We start from the raw sequence: 15,144 nt of genomic DNA on the forward strand, positions 1-15,144 counted from the left end.
CCGGGGAAGGGGCCAAGCTCACATACGACCACATCGATGCGACCGCCCGAGCCCCCGTGGTCCACACTAGTGAAGACAAGACGATGATTTCGGTGAGCCGTCCGCGAGGCGGGGCGTACCAAAGACGAGAGCAGCGAGGCCGGCGTGGAATTCGACGTCACTATCGAAATCCCCAAGGGGGAGCGCAACAAGTACGAGGTGGACCACAAGACCGGTCGGATCAAGCTCGACCGGACCCTGTTCACCGCCACCCAGTACCCCGCTGACTACGGGTTCATCGACGACACCCTCGGCCAGGACGGCGACCCGCTCGACGTGCTGGTGCTCGTCCAGGAGCCGACCTTCCCGGGCTGCCTGATCCGCTGCCGCGCGATCGGCATGTTCCGGATGACCGACGAGAAGGGCCCGGACGACAAGGTCCTCGCCGTCCCGACGAACGACCCGCGCCTCGAGCACCTGCGCGACATCCACCACCTGAACGAGTTCCACAAGCTCGAGATCCAGCACTTCTTCGAGGTGTACAAGGACCTGGAGCCGGGCAAGAGCGTCGAGGGTTCGAGCTGGGTCGGGCGTACCGAAGCCGAGGCCGAGATCAAGCGTTCGTACGAGCGTGAGACCGACCGGCTGGCCAAGGAAGCCGTCGACGGTCCGGCCGCTCACTAGTTCGCAGAGCAGAGCTGAAGGGGCCCTTCACCGCATGTCATGCGGTGAAGGGCCCCTTTGCTGCGTCTTATGCGGGGAAAGCGTCCTTCAGCTCTCGCTAGGCCGAGTAACCCGGGATCGGGAACGGCGCCAGGAACTCGCGGATCTCGGCGGCGATGGTGTCCAGCGCGGCCTGTTCCTCGGCCGCCGCGGCGGTGATCGTGCGGTCGATCCACTCCGCCACCTTGACCTGGTGCTCCGGCTGGAGCCCGCGGGTGGTGATCGCGGAGGTGCCGAGCCGGATCCCGGACGGGTCGAACGGTTTGCGCGGGTCGAACGGCACGGTGTTGTAGTTCAGCTCGATCCCGGCCCGGTCGAGCGCCTGCGCGGCGGGCTTGCCCGGCACGTTCTTGTTCGTCAGGTCGATCAGCAGCAGGTGGTTGTCGGTGCCGCCGGACACGAGGTCGTACCCGCGCTCCACCAGCGCCTCCGCCAGCGCCCGGGCGTTGGCGACGATCGCGTGCGCGTAGTCGCGGAACTCCGGCTTCTGCGCTTCGCCCAGCGCGACGGCGATCGCGGCGGTCGTGTGGTTGTGCGGCCCGCCCTGCAGACCGGGGAACACCGCCTTGTCGACGGCCTTCGCGTGGTCGGCGTCGGAAAGGATCATCGCGCCACGCGGGCCGCGCAGCGTCTTGTGCGTGGTCGTGGTGATGACCTGCGCGTGCCCGACCGGCGACGGATGCGCGCCACCGGCGACGAGACCGGCGATGTGCGCGATGTCGGCGACCAGGACGGCGTCGACCTCGCGGGCGATCTCCGCGAACGCCGGGAAGTCGATGGTGCGCGGGATCGCGGTGCCGCCCGCGAAGATGAGCTTCGGCCGGTGCTGCAGCGCGAGTTCACGCACCTGGTCGAGGTCGACGCGACCGGTCTCCTTGCGGACGCCGTAGCGCACCGGGGTGAACCACTTGCCGGTCGCGGACACGCTCCAGCCGTGCGTCAGGTGACCGCCGTCGGGCAGCGCCATGCCGAGCACGGTGTCGCCGGGCTTCGCGAAGGCGAGGTACACCGCCAGGTTCGCCGGGGAACCCGAGTACGGCTGGACGTTGGCGTGGTCGGCGCCGAAGACGGCTTTCGCCCGCTCGATGGCGAGGTTCTCGACCTGGTCGATGAGCTGCTGGCCCTCGTAGTACCGCTTGCCGGCGTAGCCCTCGGAGTACTTGTTGGTGAGGACGGTGCCGGTCGCTTCGAGCACCGCCTGGGAGACGTAGTTCTCGGAGGCGATCAAGCGGATCTTGTCGTGCTGGCGCTTCGCCTCGTCCTCGACGAGCCCGGCGATCTGCGGGTCCGCGGCGGCGAGCGCGGACAGTTCTGGCTGGTGTGTCATGGCGTACTCCGGCTCAGGAGTGGCCTTCACCCAGGCGCGCGGTGCCGGCCCGATTCGCTTCCCGGTGGTGCTCCACCTCAAATGCGCCAGTCGCTGGTGCCTCCGGAGCCTAGTGCACTCCACCGGGACGGGAGTCGGCATGCGGACGATGTCCGGCACACCAACGGCGGCTGCACCCGGCCGTCCGATCGCAGAACGCCTCCGCGCAGACGGCGCAGCGTTTGATCCGCCGCCGGCCGCCGAACGCGACCAGTTCCACCCCGGCGAGCCACGGATTCCCTTGCGCCAGCAGCCTTTCCGCGATCCCGAGCTCCGGGTCGAGATCACGGAAAGGCGGGACGATCACTTGTTTGCGGGTCACGGTTCTTCGATCGCGACACCGGAAACCTTTTGCGGGGCGCCCTTCGCACCTGCGCGACGTACCTACGGCCTTGTGCCCCGCGGAAGGTTTCCGTCAGCGCTCGACAGACGAACAGAGTCAATCGATCGGCTTGATGCCTTCCGAGTGCCTGCGCGCCAGCTCCTGGTAGATCGCCGCGTTGTGCTCGACCCAGCCGCGGGCGGTGCCGTCGAGCGGGACGTGCTTCTTCGCCGGGCTGCCCATGGCGACGGTCTCCGGCGGGATGACCATCCCGGGCGTCACCGTGGCACCGGCCGCGACCAGGGCCTTCGCGCCGATCTGCGCCTTGTCGAGCACGATCGAGCCGTTCCCGATCAGCGCCTGCTCGCCGATCGTGCAGTCGTGCACGAGGCACTGGTGCCCGACGGTGACGTTCTTGCCGACCTCGGTCACGCCGCCGTTGACGTGGATGACCGAGTTGTCCTGGATGTTGGCGCCCTCGCGGATGAGGATCCGCCCGAAGTCGGCGCGCAGCACGGCGCCGTACCAGACGGAGGCGCCCTTTTCGACGACGACGTCGCCGATCAGGGTGGCGGTGGGGGCGATCCACGCTTCGGGATCCACCTGGGGACGCAGCCCCTCGAATTCGAACATCGGCATGTCCCGCACCCTATGCGCGGGAGCTGAAGGGGACCATGCCCGCATCTGATGCGACGAAAGGGCCCTTCACCGCATGGGATGCGGTGAAGGGCCCCTTCAGCTCAGCGCCGTCAGCCGATGGCGGTGTTCAGCAGGAGGTCCACGGCCTTGTCGTTACGCGTGGTCTCCCGGACGATCACCTCGTCGGGCGGGTAGAAACCGGGGTTGGAACCCCGCGGGTACATCTCGAAGGTGAAGCTCAGGATCTTGTGGGTGCCCCACATCCAGTCGTCGATCGTCCCGTCCGTGATGTACAGGTCGCTCGACTGCTGCGGGGTGTAGCCGTTGGTCGCCGCCAGCTGCCTGCCCAGCGTCTGGAAACGCTGCGCCTCGGCCGCCGTCATGCCCGGCGCGGTGTCGTTGTACGTGAAGCCGAACGGCCACAGGACGAGCTCCGAATAGGTGTGGAAGTCGATGCTCGCCTTGATCTGCTGGACGCCGCCGATCTTGCGCGAGTTCACGAAGTTGGACACCGCCCTGGTCTCCGGGGCGGAGAACGCCGAGGGACCGCGGTAGGTCTCGCTGGTCGTCGAACCCGACGAACCGCCGCAGCAGCCCCAGTTGTAGGCCCAGTTGCGGTTGGGGTCGGTGCCGTTGCCCTGGCGGTTCTTGCGCCAGTACTTGTAGCTGCCGCCGGAGATGTCGTACTCCGAACCGTCCGGGTTGACGTTCGGGATCACGTAGATCTCGGTGCTGTCGACGAAGCGCTTGATCGCCGGGTCGGAGGCGTAGCCCTGGGTGAACCGGTTCACGATCCGCAGGCACATCTCGGTGGTGAGGTGCTCGCGCGCGTGCTGGTTGCAGGTGAAGAGGACTTCGGGCTCGTTCTCGTCGGTGGCGACGTTGTCGCTGATCTTGAGCATGTTCAGCGCGCGGTTCTGGAACGAGTTGCCGACGCTGCTCAGCCGCGCGATCGACCCGTAGTTCGCCTGCGCGTTGCGCAGTTCCGTGGTGACCTCGGCGTAGTTGTGGAAGCCGGAATCCGACGGCGGGAAGTCGTTGATCGCGTTCGTGCCGACCTTCTCCGACCTGTCGACGACGCCGCGCTGCTCGACGCGGAAGCCGAGTGAGCGCACCTTCGCCGCGTCGCGCGCCTCGCCGATGAAGGTGGTCGTACCGCCCGCGGAACCGAGGACGTCGACGCCCAGCCGGGAGATCTGGGTGCGCTGCTGCGAAGTACCGGTACCGAAGACCTCGTAGATCTGGACCTGCGCGTCTTCGGCCTGCTGGTCGGCGGTCGCCGGACTCGCGGCGACCGGGATGGTGAACGCAGCGACGGCCGCGATCGCCACGGCCATGCACCGTCTTATGCGCATCGTCGTCTCCTAGCTCTCAGGCAAGGGAAGGGAACCTCACCATGGCGGGAGCCGACAGGAGCGAACAATCCGTAACGGTACGGATCTAATGCGTATTTCTACCCGTAGTTCGCGAAACAGAGCGCTTCGATGTCGCCACGCAGTGCGGCGAACGGCCGCCGCCGGACGCGCTGCTGGACGATCGCACCGAGCAGATAGGACAGTAGGGCACGCGCCCGCGCGCGGGGGTCTTCGACGTCGAGCGGGGCGAGCAACTCGGCCAGCAGTTCGGTGATCGACGTGAGCATGACGTCGATCGCCTGCGGATGCTGCGCGCGGCCCGCGGCGATCCAGTACTCGAACCAGAGGAAGGCCGCGTTCGGGCGGCCGGAGAACTCGGACAGGAAGGCCTCGAGGGCGGCGAAGAGCCGCTCGTCCGGGTGATCGTGTTTCTCCGAAATTTTGCGCAAATCGGCGGTGAACGTTGTGATGTGCGCCGCCATCGCGCGGTCGATCAGGACGTCGATGTCCGCGAAGTAGTAATGAATCGCACTCTTCGTGAGCGGTCCGGCCTCCGCGATCGCGCGAACGGTGCAGCCCGCGAGCCCGTCCCTGGCGAGCACGACACGCGCCGCTTCGACGATCTGCTCCTGTTTCTGCAGCTGATTGGGGGAGAGCCGCACGCTGCGGCCGGGAACGGCGGTCACGAAGTTCCTTACACCAAGTAGTCAGGACGGGAGCCCTGAAGCTTAGGGCAAGCGTCCCGGACGATCACAGCGGGTGAAAAATCGAGGTGGCTAGCGGCCGATCTGTAGCGGACAATGCGCGGCATGGTGACCACAGGGGACAACGGGTTCAGCCCGGCGGCACGCCGGCAGCTGGAAAAGGAACTCGCCGATCTGCGTGCGCAGCGCGACGCGATGGCGCCGCTCGTCGGCGAACAGGAACGGACCGGCGACGCGGCCGACCAAGCGGAGGTGCTGGACCGCGCGGAGGCCGCCGCCTACCTCGAGCGGCGCATCTCGGATGTCGCCGCGAAACTCGAGCACGGCGGCCGCAACAGCAAGGGCCTGCTCCCCGACGGCACCACCGTCACCATCAGGTATTCCGACGGTGACGAGGAGGAGCTCCACATCGTCATGATCCCGGGCGAGGACGCCGACGCCTTCACGGTCACCTCGGACAGCCCGCTCGGCCTCGCGCTCGTGGGCGCCAAGGAGGGCGACGAGATCAAGTACCGGACGCCGCGCGGCGAGACCAGCGCCACCGTCGTCACCCTGAAGCCGCCTGCCTGACCTTTCGCGCGTGAAGGCCCCCTTGCCGCGGCAAGGGGGCCTTCACGCGCCTGGACGGCAGAGGACCGGATTCACCAGCTCGGCACACGGCCGGTGCCCGTGGGACCGGACGATGTCCTTGCCGACCTGGTTGGTCAGGTACCGCAGGAAGCTCGCGACGAGCGAGTCGGCCTTCGGCTCGCCGAACGTGTACGCGTACTCGGTCTCCCAGAACGGGTAGGCCGCGTGGATCGCGCCCTCCAGGGTCGCCTGGTGGCCGTCGATCCGGACCGGCAGCACGTCCTCGCGTTTCGTGGCCGCGCCCAGTTCGCTGTAGCCCAGCGCGCCGGGCACGCGCGAGACGGCCTCGAGGACGTCGTTCGTGGACGGCCGCGCGCAGCGCACCACCCCCGGCTGGGCCCCCGGCGCCGGTTTGAGGCAGTCGTCGGAGTTGTCGCCCGGTTCCCGTTTGCCCGCCAGGACCTGGAGCTCGAACGTCCGCCTCGTACCGGAGTCGGAATGCCGGTCGACGAGCCGGACGGGCTGGTCCTTGCCGCCGATCTCCCGCCAGTTCGCGATCTTGCCGTCGTAGACGTCACGGATCTGCGCGAGCGAGAGGTCCTGGACGCCGGCTTCCTTGTTGGCCACGAGCGTGAACAGCGAGAACGCGACCGGGCGGGGCAGCAGTTGCGGGAAGCCCTCGCCCTTGGCGCCGTCGGAGAACGCCAGCACGCTGTCGTTCCCGGCCTGGTTCAGGCTGCCGAGCCCTTCCGCGCTCCCCCGGCTGTCGAAGGCGAAGGACGCGCCCGGGCACGTCTTCGCGTACGACGCCGTCGCTTCCTTCAACACCGGCGCGAACGCCGTCGACCCGGTGATCGTGAGCTTCCCGGACGCGCAGTCCAGCGGCGGCGGCTTCTCGTCGAAGACCAGCGAACGGGTGAGCTGGAAGATGCTGACCACCACCAGGAAGAGGATCAGCGCCATCACCGATCCGGTCGGCCCGGTGCGGCTCTTGGTCTCGCGGAGGCTGCCGCCCTTGATCTCGCCGATGACCTGGGGGTCGTCGAAGTCCTCGGTCGAGCCGTTCGGGATCCGGTCGAGCACGGCGAGGATCTTGTAGTGCGCGCCGCGGTTCAGCGGCACCCTCGGCAGGTCGATCACGCCGACCGGCCGCTCGGGATTCTCGTCGCGCGCGCCGAAACCGGAGTCGTCGCCGAAACATTCGTGCAGATGCGGCGAGCTGAGCTCGGTCACCACCATCCCGGCCACGGTGCGGCCGGGGAACTTCACCCGGACGCCGACCCGGTCGTCCGCGTTGACCGCGTAGTCGTCGGTGTCGATGTCGGTGGTGCCGCTGTTCTCGATGCGCAGCAGCACGAACGACGGGTCGACGAGCCGCTCGCCGTTCTCGTGCTGCAACTGCGCGAGCGCGTCGGCCGTCGGCGCGAAGCCGCGCTCGGACGCCGTCGGGGTGTCCATCTGCACGCGGTAGCCGAGCCGTTTGCGGCCGACGAGCACGAACTCCCACAGGAACGCGACGGCCGGGACGGCGATCCCGACCACCGCGAGCAGGACGTCCCACGGAAAGCCCTCCAAGGCCAGCCTCCAGGTCGGTTCGGGGAACCGAACTTAAGGCTCGGCCAGGGCGGCGACGGCGGACTTCAGCCAGTGTTCACCGGCCGTCCGCGAAGGCGTAGTCGTCGAGGTCGAAGAACCGGCTCGTCACCATCGTTTCCAGCGTCGGCGAGGCACGGAACGGCACGTCCCCGTTCACGTCGAAGTAGTAGCTGTTGGCCAGCGAACAGCTGTCCTGGAAGAACACCTGGTGTTTGCGGCGGTCCAGCATGCTCTGGAAGTACCGGTCGTTGGCCTCGTTCGTGACCTCCACCCGGGTCGCCCCGGTCTTGCGGGCGTTGCGCAGGCACCGGACGATGTGCGCCGTCTGCGTCTCGATCAGGTTGAAGTACGAGGAACCGTTGTAGCCGTAGGGCCCGAGAATGGTGAACAGGTTCGGGAAACCGGGCACGCTGACGCCCTGATACGCCTGGAACCGGTTCTCCTCCCAGAACTTCTCCAGATCGGTGCCGCCCGCCCCGCGCACGGTGAACGCGGGCATGTTGCCCTTCTCGAACACCTTGAACCCGGTCGCCAGCACCAGCACGTCGACCGGATGCGCGGTGCCGTCCGCGGTGCGCACGCCGTGCTCGGTGATCGCGTCGATGCCCGTGGTCTCCAGCGTGACGTCTTCGCGGTTGAACGTCTGGAGGTACTCGTTGGAGAAGCTCGGGCGCTTGCAGCCCAAGGCATAGCGCGGTGTGAGCTTCTCCCGGGTCTCGGGATCCTTGACCGCGCGGCGCAGATGCGCGAGCCCGATCCGCTCGCCCGCCCCGGCGGTCGGCAGGAGTTTGTGGAAGTGCGCGGCCAGCGGGAAGGTCAGTTCGACGAGTGCCTGGCTGGCCAGCCGCGACAGCCGTTTCGCTCCGGGCAACCGTCGCATCGCGAGCCGCACCGGCCCCGGCAGGGCGGCGTCGGGCTTGGGCAGGCACCAGATCGGCGTCCGCTGAAACACCGTCAGATGCCCGGCTTCCGACGCGATGGACGGGATCACCTGCACGGCCGACGCCCCGGTGCCGACGACCGCGACGCGTTTCCCGCGCAGGTCGACGGTGTGGTCCCAGCGCGCGGTGTGCATCACCGTGCCGCGGAAATCGGCGAGCCCGTCGATCTCCGGCGGCTTCGGCTGGGTGAGCACGCCGGTGGCGCCGACGACGAACCGTGCCGTCATCGACCAGCCGTCGGCGGTTTCGAGGCGCCACAAGTGCGTCTCGTCGTCGAAGGTCGCCGAAACGACCTTGCTGCCGAGGCGGGTACGGCGGCGGATGTCGTACTTGTCGACGCAGTAGTCGGCGTAGGCCTTGAGTTCGCGACCCGGCGCGTAGACCCGCGACCAGCCGGAGATCTGCTCGAACGAGAACTGGTAGCTGAACGACGGGATGTCGACGGCGACACCGGGATAGGTGTTCCAGTGCCAGGCGCCACCGACGCCGTCACCCTCCTCCAGCATGAGGAAGTCTTCGAAACCCGCTTTGTGCAGCAGGATCGCGGCGCCGATTCCGGAGAAGCCGCCGCCGATGATCGCGATCTCGTGGTCCGGGGTCATGCGGGACGTCCTTCCGGTGCGAAAAGTGAACTGGCGCCGAGCACGACGACGTCGGCCTGATGCTCGATGCCTTCGGCGGTACGGATTCCGTGGGGCGCGAAGGCGTAGACGGGCCAGGTGATGAGCTTGCAGCCGGGCCTTCGCAGCGCTCCGTAGTAGCCGAGGCCCGGCGCCGTCCGCCGCGAGCCGAAGCGGCGGTCCGGTGTCAGGAGCCTGCGGACCCACGGGTCTTTCACCTGCCAGCGCAGGAAAACGCGGGCGACGGCGATCCCGAGGACGTCCGGCCCCGGCACCGGCATCGGCACCACCCAGTCGGGTTCCTCCTGGAACACCTTCACCGACCGCGCGGTGGCCACCACCTCGGGCACGATCTGCGCCGCTTCACGGCCGGGCGCGACGACGGCGACCCGCTGCCCGGCGAAGTCGTGCCCGAACCATTCGGTGCCGCGCAGCACCTCGCCCCGGAATTCGCCCAAGGTCATGAGGCGACCGGTTCGTGCGTGATCTCCTCGGTCCACGACTGCGGTTTGCCGAGCAGCCGCGCGGGGATCAGCCGGGTCGCCTTGACCATCGGGTCGGCCAGCAGCCGGTGGTAGACGTGCGAGCGGTCGACGATCATCGCCGCCTGTGCCTTGAGCACGTGGTACGCCGGGATGCGTTTGGTGAACTCGCCGCGGCCGCCGATGGTGGAGAACCGTTTCACCGCGTTGTACAGCTTCTTCTCCGGCAGGCCCATCGCGACGATGTTGTCGCGCATCTTGTTGATCAGCGGGACGAACACCACGATCAGGCCGAGGACGATCTGCGGTTTGAGCGAGCCGACGGACTCCGTGATGATCTTGGTCGTCGATCCGGCGCCGATCAGTTCCAGTACTTCGAAGTCGGCCGCGATGTGCCGGGACTCGTCGGAGTTGATATGCCGGAACACCTGGTGGCACACCGGATCCGAGACCTCGTCCAGCAGGAACTTCACCAGGGCGCCGTCCAGCGCGCATTCCAGCAGCGGGATGAGCGTGGCGAGCGCTGTCAGCGGCAGCGAGTCGCCGTAGTCGTCGAGGACCTTGATGGCCAGCTTGACGTTGATGTTCGGTTCGGGCATCGAACCGTGCTCGTCGAGCATGCCCCAGCGCTTCATCAACGCCAGTTCGGCGTTCGCGTGTTTCTGTTCCTCGGCGTGGAAGTAGCGGTAGATCTCCTGGATCACCGGTGTCGGCGCCTTCTTCGCCAGCGACGCGAACCCGCGCGCGCCGACGTGCTCGATCCACACCAGGTCGGCCATGAACGGCCGCATCTTGGCGCGGAGTTCGTCGGTCATCGTGTCCGCGCCGGGCGCGTCCCAGTCGATGTCGGCCAGCGACCACTGCTTGTCCTTGATGGTCTGGAGCATCGCGGCGAAGTCGTAGGCCATCACTTCTCCTTTTCGGCGGGCAGGAACCGGCCGAGGAGACCGGCGATCCGCGTGTACGGGACGGGCACGAAACGCTTGGCGTGCCAAAGAAGCTGGGCGTCGGGCTGCGGCACCACGTAAAGGCGGCCGCGATCGTGGGCGTCGAGCGTCATCCTCGCGACCTTTTCGGCGGAGAACCCGACCACGTCGGAGACCCGCCGGGCGAGGCCGCGCGCCTCGGCGTCGATGAGTTCGCCGTCGAAGATGTTGGTGCGGACGAAGGTCGGGCACAGCACGGTGACCGCGACGCCGGTGCCGGACAGCTCGGCGGAAAGGGTTTCGGAAAGGCTGACGACCCCGGCCTTGCTGACGTTGTAGGCGGCCATCCTCGGCGCGGCGGTGAAGCCGGCGGCCGAAGCGACGTTGATGACGCCGCCCGCTCTCGCCTCCCGCATCGCGGGCACGAAGGTGTGGCAGCCGTGGATCACGCCCCAGAGGTTCACACCGAGGGTCCGCTGCCAATCGGACAGCGGGCTCTCCCCGACGACCTTGCCGCCGGCGCCGATCCCGGCGTTGTTGACGACGAGGTCCGGCTCGCGGCCGAGCCAGGAACGGGCCTGGTTCGCGAGCTCGGCGACTTCGTCCACAGTGGACACGTCACAGGCGATGGCGACCGCTTCACCCTTGCTCTTGAGCATCGCCGCGGTTTCTTCGGCCGATTCGAGGTCGATGTCGGCACACACGACCCGGCTCCCGCGCCGGACGAGTTCGGTGGCGATCGCCCTCCCGATGCCGCTGCCCGCCCCGGTGACGACGGCGTGCGCTCCTTGGGTCCGCTTCGTCATCACGCCGCCTTCTCGATCGCCGGGAGATTCTCGGTGAGGAACCGGCAAGCCCGCTCCATCGCGGGCCGCGCCTCCGGGATGAACCGGGTCAAGGCCTGGAAGACGTGCATCTGACCGGGGACGACGTCCAGTTCGCAGTCCGCCCCGGTGCGGCGCAGTGCCCTGGCCAGCTCGATGGCGTCCGCGGCGAGCATTTCGAGGCCACCGGCCTGGATGATCGTCGGCGGGAACCCCTTGATGTCGTCGAAGGCGAACCGCAGCCGCGCGGACGCGAGGTCTGCGTCCACCGTGTACAGACCGACCAGCCGCGCGGCCGCCGCGGCGGAGATCATCGGGTCGCGCCGCATGCGCTCCCGCTCGGCGGCCAAGGAAAAGGTCACGTCGAACAGCGGCGAGAAGAGCGCCAGCGCCGCGGGCGGTTCGCGATTCTCCCGGATCAGCTGCGCGGCGAGGTCGACCGCGAGATGCCCGCCCGCGGAGTCACCCGCGACGAGGATCCGCCGGTACCCCTGACCGACCAGCCGGTCATATGCCGCGCGGACGTCGTCGGCGGCGTTCGGGAAGCGATGCCGGGGCGCGAGCCGGTACTCGCAGGCGAAGACCGGCAGGCCGGTGCCGTCGGAGACCCGCGTGGTCAGCCCGCGATGCGTCCGCGCCGAACAAAGCGCGTACCCGCTGCCGTGGACATAGAGGACGACGCCGTCGCCGTCGGTCACGCCGGGACCGCGGACCCACTCGCCGCGGATGCCGGGCTCGACGCGACTTCCCTTCAACGGCGGGGAAGCCAGCCACAGACTGCTCGCGATGAAGGCGCGGGAGAACCTGATCCCGGCCGGGGTGGCGGGGATCGCGTTGGCGATCGGCCGCACGAAAGCGGACGTCAGCGCGGCGGCCAAACCGGGTCGCAGGCCATTCTGCGGTCGCATGCCCTCAGAATGAATCCGAGGGCATCTGCTGTCAAGATGGAGAGGTGACCGCGTCCCGCCGCTACAGCGGCAAAACCGCCGACGAGCGCCGAGCCGAACGACGGCTCGCCCTGCTCGGCGCCGCCTTGGACATCTGGCAGGAACAGGGCTGGGCAGCGGTCACGATGCGGGGCGTCTGCGCGCGGGCGAATCTGACCGACCGGTACTTCTACGAGAACTTCGCCAACCGCGACGCGTTGCTCGCCACCGCCTGGGAACAGGTCCGCGACGAAACCCTTCGCATGGTCCTGGACGCCGTCGCCTCCCGGATCGAGCAACCCGCGCTGGACCAGCTTCGGGCCGCTGTCGACGTCGTCGTGCACCACGTGCAGGAGGAGCCGGCGCGGGCGCAGATCCTGTTCGGCGACCACTCGGGCAGCGCCGTGCTGGAACAGCTGCGGCGGCAGACCGTGCAGGAGACCACCGGCCTGCTGATCGAACTGGCCCGGCCGCATCTGAAGCCCGATGTGGACGGTCTGGAGTTCCGGGTCAACGTCCTGCTGGGGATCGGCGGCTTCGTGGAGATCATGCTCGCGTGGCGTTCCGGACTGCTCGACGCGGACGCGGCCACCCTCGTCGATCACCTCACGGGAGTGGGGACTTCGCTGTCGCGGACGTTCCTCAAGGCTTCCACCAACGGGTGAATTTTCGTCCTGGGTTCATCGCCGGGCCGGAAATGCGTCAGGGCCCCATCCGGGGTGTCCGAATGGGGCCCTGACCTGCGGAGCCGCCTAGGGGAATCGAACCCCTGACCTATTCATTACGAGTGAATCGCTCTGGCCGACTGAGCTAAGGCGGCGTACATCGGGCTTGCACCCGATGACGGGGACAAGTGTAGCGGAGGCTCGAACGTCACCTTCCGGGGCCACCGTCGTTAGGGTCCTATGACGCCGGTCTCAGTCCCCCAAGACCGGCCCATCCCCACTGGAGGACCTGTTCATGCGGCGACGACTGCCCCGTGTGCTGGCGCTTCCGGCCGCCGCGGCTCTGCTCTTGCTGACCGCGGCCCCGGCGACCGCCCAGACGATCCCGACCACGCCGATCCCCGAACCGGCCAACCCGGGACAGCCGCCGATGTCGTCACCGATCGGCCCGCAGCCGCTGGGCAAGGCCGTCGGCGACGCGGGTGCGGCGCTCGGCGTGCTGCGGCTGCTGCCCAACGCCGTGCCGACGAGCGCGATCCTGCCCGGCGTCAGTGACCAGCTTCCGAAGCAGTCCGCGCTCGAAGCCGGGATGGGACTTTCCAGCGCGCAGGCCAACTCCGAGGCCTACCTGAGCTACGAGCGGTCGATCGCGCAGTCGTCGCCGTTCGGCCTGTCCGCCGCGGGCAACGCGCCGCAGACGCCGGGCAGCCTCGTGCAGACCGCGCTGCCGGACAACCCGAAGCCGATCAGCGGCGGCCTCAACGCGCCGAAGAACCCGCTGTTCAACCTCGGCCTGCTGAACGGCGAGGCGCACGCGCGCTGGAGCCCGACGCTCGGGCCGTGCGTCGGCACGATCGCCGACTCGAGCACGTCGATCGCGAACCTCGCACTGCTGCCGTCGATCCCGAACATCCCGGGCGCCGACCAGCTGACCGAGGCTTCAGCGCAACTCACAGCCGGGCTTAAGGCGCTTCCGGGTCCGCTGGCGAGCCTGGGCGGGCTGCTTTCGGGCACCAGCGCCAACAGTGACGGCAAGGGCGCGGTGCTGAGCCTGCCGAACACGCTGTCGTCGCGCTCAACCGTGCGGCTGGTCGACATCCCCGGCACGAAGAACAAGGCCGTCGAATCGACATCGACCCTGCAGGCCGCCAGCATCGAACTGCTGAAGGGCACGCCGCTCGGCCTGACGATCAAGGTCGCCAGCCAGCCGACGCTGCGGGTCACCTCGACCGGCGACAAGAAGACGTCGAAGGTCGAGTACACCGCGCCGGTGCTGCAGGTCGTCCGCGGCGACAAGGTGCTGTTCACCCTCGACGCGAGCAACCCGGCCAAGGACATCCCGATCGGCATCCCGCTGCCGTCGCTCAAGCAGCTCCCCGGCTTCGAGCAGCTGAAGAACGTGCCGGTCATCGGCGGGCTCGCCGAGATGCTCGACGGTGCCACCAAACAGCTTCCGGGCGGCGAGGCCGGGAACGGGCTCACCCTCGACCTCGGGGTGCTGAAGCTGTCGATCGCCGGGCTGAACCAGAAGTCGAGCGACATGACGTCGCCGTTCAAGGGCTTCCAGATGGGTGCCTCGGCGCGACTGCTGGACCTGCAGATCCTGCCGACGACGGCGCTGCAGAAGGCACTGCCGCCGGACGCCGCGAAGAAGCTGCCTTCGTCGCTGGCCCAGGTGTCGCTCGGCGAGCAGATCGCCCGGGCGTACGCGCCGACCGGCGGTGTCGAGTGCGGCACGACGACTCCGCCGCCCGCGGGCAACAACGGTGGCGCTGCGCCGAAGGGCCCGGTCAAGAACCTGGCTTACACCAACGCCGCCTACGACACGGTGCCGATGTTCTGGATGGGTACCACGATGCTGCTGATCGGCGTGGTCCTCGTGGCCGCCATGCCGGGACGGCGCCGGCTCGCGGTGGTTCCGGTCTCCCGCAAGGACGTGCCGGGCTTCAAGCCCTCGCCGCGTCCGCGCTCTGAGGACTCGCAGGACTCTCGGGACTGAGACGGGGCGAGGAGGGTGATGAACGGTCCTTTCGCGCCTTGCCCCCGCGTGAGAGGCCCGTTCGTACCGCCCTCGGTCGCCTGGAGGTAGTTGTCACCGTGGTCGTGAGTGGCGATTCGGGTTAGAACCCGAATCGCCACTCACGACCCGCTCGGGTCCGGTTGGGTCCGGGGTGGGGCGGGGGCTGAAGGGGCCTTTCCCCGCATGCGATGTGGCGAAAGCGCCCTTCACCGCGTCCTATGCGGCGAAGGCTCCCATCGCTTCTCTCGGGTCTGCCGCAAGCTGCCCCCAATGCCACATTGGGGACGTTGAGCGTCTCCAATGCCACATTGGGGGCACATCCGAAGCCTCCGAACCCGAAGCCGCTTCACTTACCCACAGCAGTTGTCCACAACCACCCCTACCTGTGGACAACTCGCCCGACCAGCACTTTTCCACCCTCGACCCCGGTAAACTGGACTCGGGGTCGCCCCCCTGGGACGGGCGGGGGGCTGGGGTAGGGCCGGA

General features: G+C 68.3%; 15 protein-coding genes, 1 tRNA gene and 1 riboswitch. Of the genes, 4 read left to right on the plus strand and 12 right to left on the minus strand.

What is annotated here, in order from left to right:
- The first annotated feature begins 144 nt into the window (after positions 1–144).
- Entirely contained in the window at positions 145–663 is a 519-nt protein-coding gene (locus tag BKN51_RS31465) for an inorganic diphosphatase (protein WP_101611081.1), read from the plus strand.
- 97 nt (positions 664–760) lie between these two features.
- On the opposite strand, the gene glyA is transcribed toward BKN51_RS31465, so the two are convergent.
- From glyA to BKN51_RS31490, 5 genes are all read right to left on the minus strand, one after another.
- Complete coding sequence (gene glyA, locus BKN51_RS31470) at positions 761–2,029, minus strand: serine hydroxymethyltransferase (RefSeq protein ID WP_101611082.1); 1,269 nt, start codon at positions 2,027–2,029, stop codon at positions 761–763.
- A 21-nt stretch (positions 2,030–2,050) separates the two neighbouring features.
- Positions 2,051–2,130, minus strand: a riboswitch (ZMP/ZTP riboswitch).
- Between the two features lie 8 nt (positions 2,131–2,138).
- Positions 2,139–2,390, minus strand: a complete 252-nt coding sequence (locus tag BKN51_RS31475; RefSeq protein ID WP_101611083.1) for a hypothetical protein — start codon at positions 2,388–2,390, stop codon at positions 2,139–2,141.
- 117 nt (positions 2,391–2,507) lie between these two features.
- Positions 2,508–3,029 carry a gamma carbonic anhydrase family protein gene (locus BKN51_RS31480; RefSeq protein WP_101611084.1) on the minus strand — a complete coding sequence of 174 codons (522 nt, stop codon included), beginning with the start codon at positions 3,027–3,029 and terminating at the stop codon, positions 2,508–2,510.
- Positions 3,030–3,139: 110 nt separating this feature from the next.
- A complete protein-coding gene (locus BKN51_RS31485) occupies positions 3,140–4,366 on the minus strand; it encodes a M14 family metallopeptidase (protein ID WP_101611085.1) in 1,227 nt (408 codons plus the stop codon).
- Between the two features lie 116 nt (positions 4,367–4,482).
- Positions 4,483–5,070 (minus strand): TetR/AcrR family transcriptional regulator, encoded by a 588-nt coding sequence (locus tag BKN51_RS31490; protein WP_101611086.1) that lies wholly within the window; start codon positions 5,068–5,070, stop codon positions 4,483–4,485.
- Between the two features lie 123 nt (positions 5,071–5,193).
- On the opposite strand from BKN51_RS31490, the gene BKN51_RS31495 reads away from it, so the two are divergent.
- Positions 5,194–5,658: a GreA/GreB family elongation factor gene (locus tag BKN51_RS31495; protein ID WP_101611087.1), complete on the plus strand. Its 465-nt coding sequence runs from the start codon at positions 5,194–5,196 to the stop codon at positions 5,656–5,658.
- Between the two features lie 42 nt (positions 5,659–5,700).
- Here BKN51_RS31495 and BKN51_RS31500 read toward each other — a convergent pair whose 3' ends face one another.
- From BKN51_RS31500 to BKN51_RS31525, 6 genes are all read right to left on the minus strand, one after another.
- Positions 5,701–7,233 (minus strand): PstS family phosphate ABC transporter substrate-binding protein, encoded by a 1,533-nt coding sequence (locus BKN51_RS31500; protein WP_101611088.1) that lies wholly within the window; start codon positions 7,231–7,233, stop codon positions 5,701–5,703.
- Positions 7,234–7,309: 76 nt separating this feature from the next.
- Entirely contained in the window at positions 7,310–8,797 is a 1,488-nt protein-coding gene (locus BKN51_RS31505; protein ID WP_101611089.1) for a flavin-containing monooxygenase, read from the minus strand.
- Entirely contained in the window at positions 8,794–9,279 is a 486-nt protein-coding gene (locus tag BKN51_RS31510; RefSeq protein ID WP_101611090.1) for an FAD-dependent oxidoreductase, read from the minus strand. The genes BKN51_RS31505 and BKN51_RS31510 overlap by 4 nt, the downstream gene beginning before the upstream one ends.
- Positions 9,276–10,205: a reductase gene (locus BKN51_RS31515; RefSeq protein WP_101611091.1), complete on the minus strand. Its 930-nt coding sequence runs from the start codon at positions 10,203–10,205 to the stop codon at positions 9,276–9,278. Before BKN51_RS31515 ends, BKN51_RS31510 begins: the two co-directional genes overlap by 4 nt.
- Complete coding sequence (locus tag BKN51_RS31520; RefSeq protein WP_101611092.1) at positions 10,205–11,029, minus strand: SDR family NAD(P)-dependent oxidoreductase; 825 nt, start codon at positions 11,027–11,029, stop codon at positions 10,205–10,207. The genes BKN51_RS31515 and BKN51_RS31520 overlap by 1 nt, the downstream gene beginning before the upstream one ends.
- A complete protein-coding gene (locus BKN51_RS31525) occupies positions 11,029–11,955 on the minus strand; it encodes an alpha/beta hydrolase (protein ID WP_174720474.1) in 927 nt (308 codons plus the stop codon). The genes BKN51_RS31520 and BKN51_RS31525 overlap by 1 nt, the downstream gene beginning before the upstream one ends.
- Before the next feature lie 44 nt (positions 11,956–11,999).
- On the opposite strand from BKN51_RS31525, the gene BKN51_RS31530 reads away from it, so the two are divergent.
- A complete protein-coding gene (locus BKN51_RS31530; protein WP_101611094.1) occupies positions 12,000–12,638 on the plus strand; it encodes a TetR/AcrR family transcriptional regulator in 639 nt (212 codons plus the stop codon).
- Positions 12,639–12,719: 81 nt separating this feature from the next.
- On the opposite strand, the gene BKN51_RS31535 is transcribed toward BKN51_RS31530, so the two are convergent.
- Positions 12,720–12,793 (minus strand) — tRNA-Thr (locus BKN51_RS31535).
- 140 nt (positions 12,794–12,933) lie between these two features.
- Between BKN51_RS31535 and BKN51_RS31540 the strand changes: the two genes are divergently transcribed.
- On the plus strand, positions 12,934–14,637 hold the full coding sequence (locus tag BKN51_RS31540) for a hypothetical protein (RefSeq protein ID WP_101611095.1): 1,704 nt from the start codon (positions 12,934–12,936) through the stop codon (positions 14,635–14,637).
- The last annotated feature ends 507 nt before the right edge of the window (positions 14,638–15,144 follow it).

The sequence above is a fragment of the Amycolatopsis sp. BJA-103 genome (assembly GCF_002849735.1).
In the GTDB taxonomy this organism is placed as follows: Bacteria; Actinomycetota; Actinomycetes; order Mycobacteriales; family Pseudonocardiaceae; genus Amycolatopsis.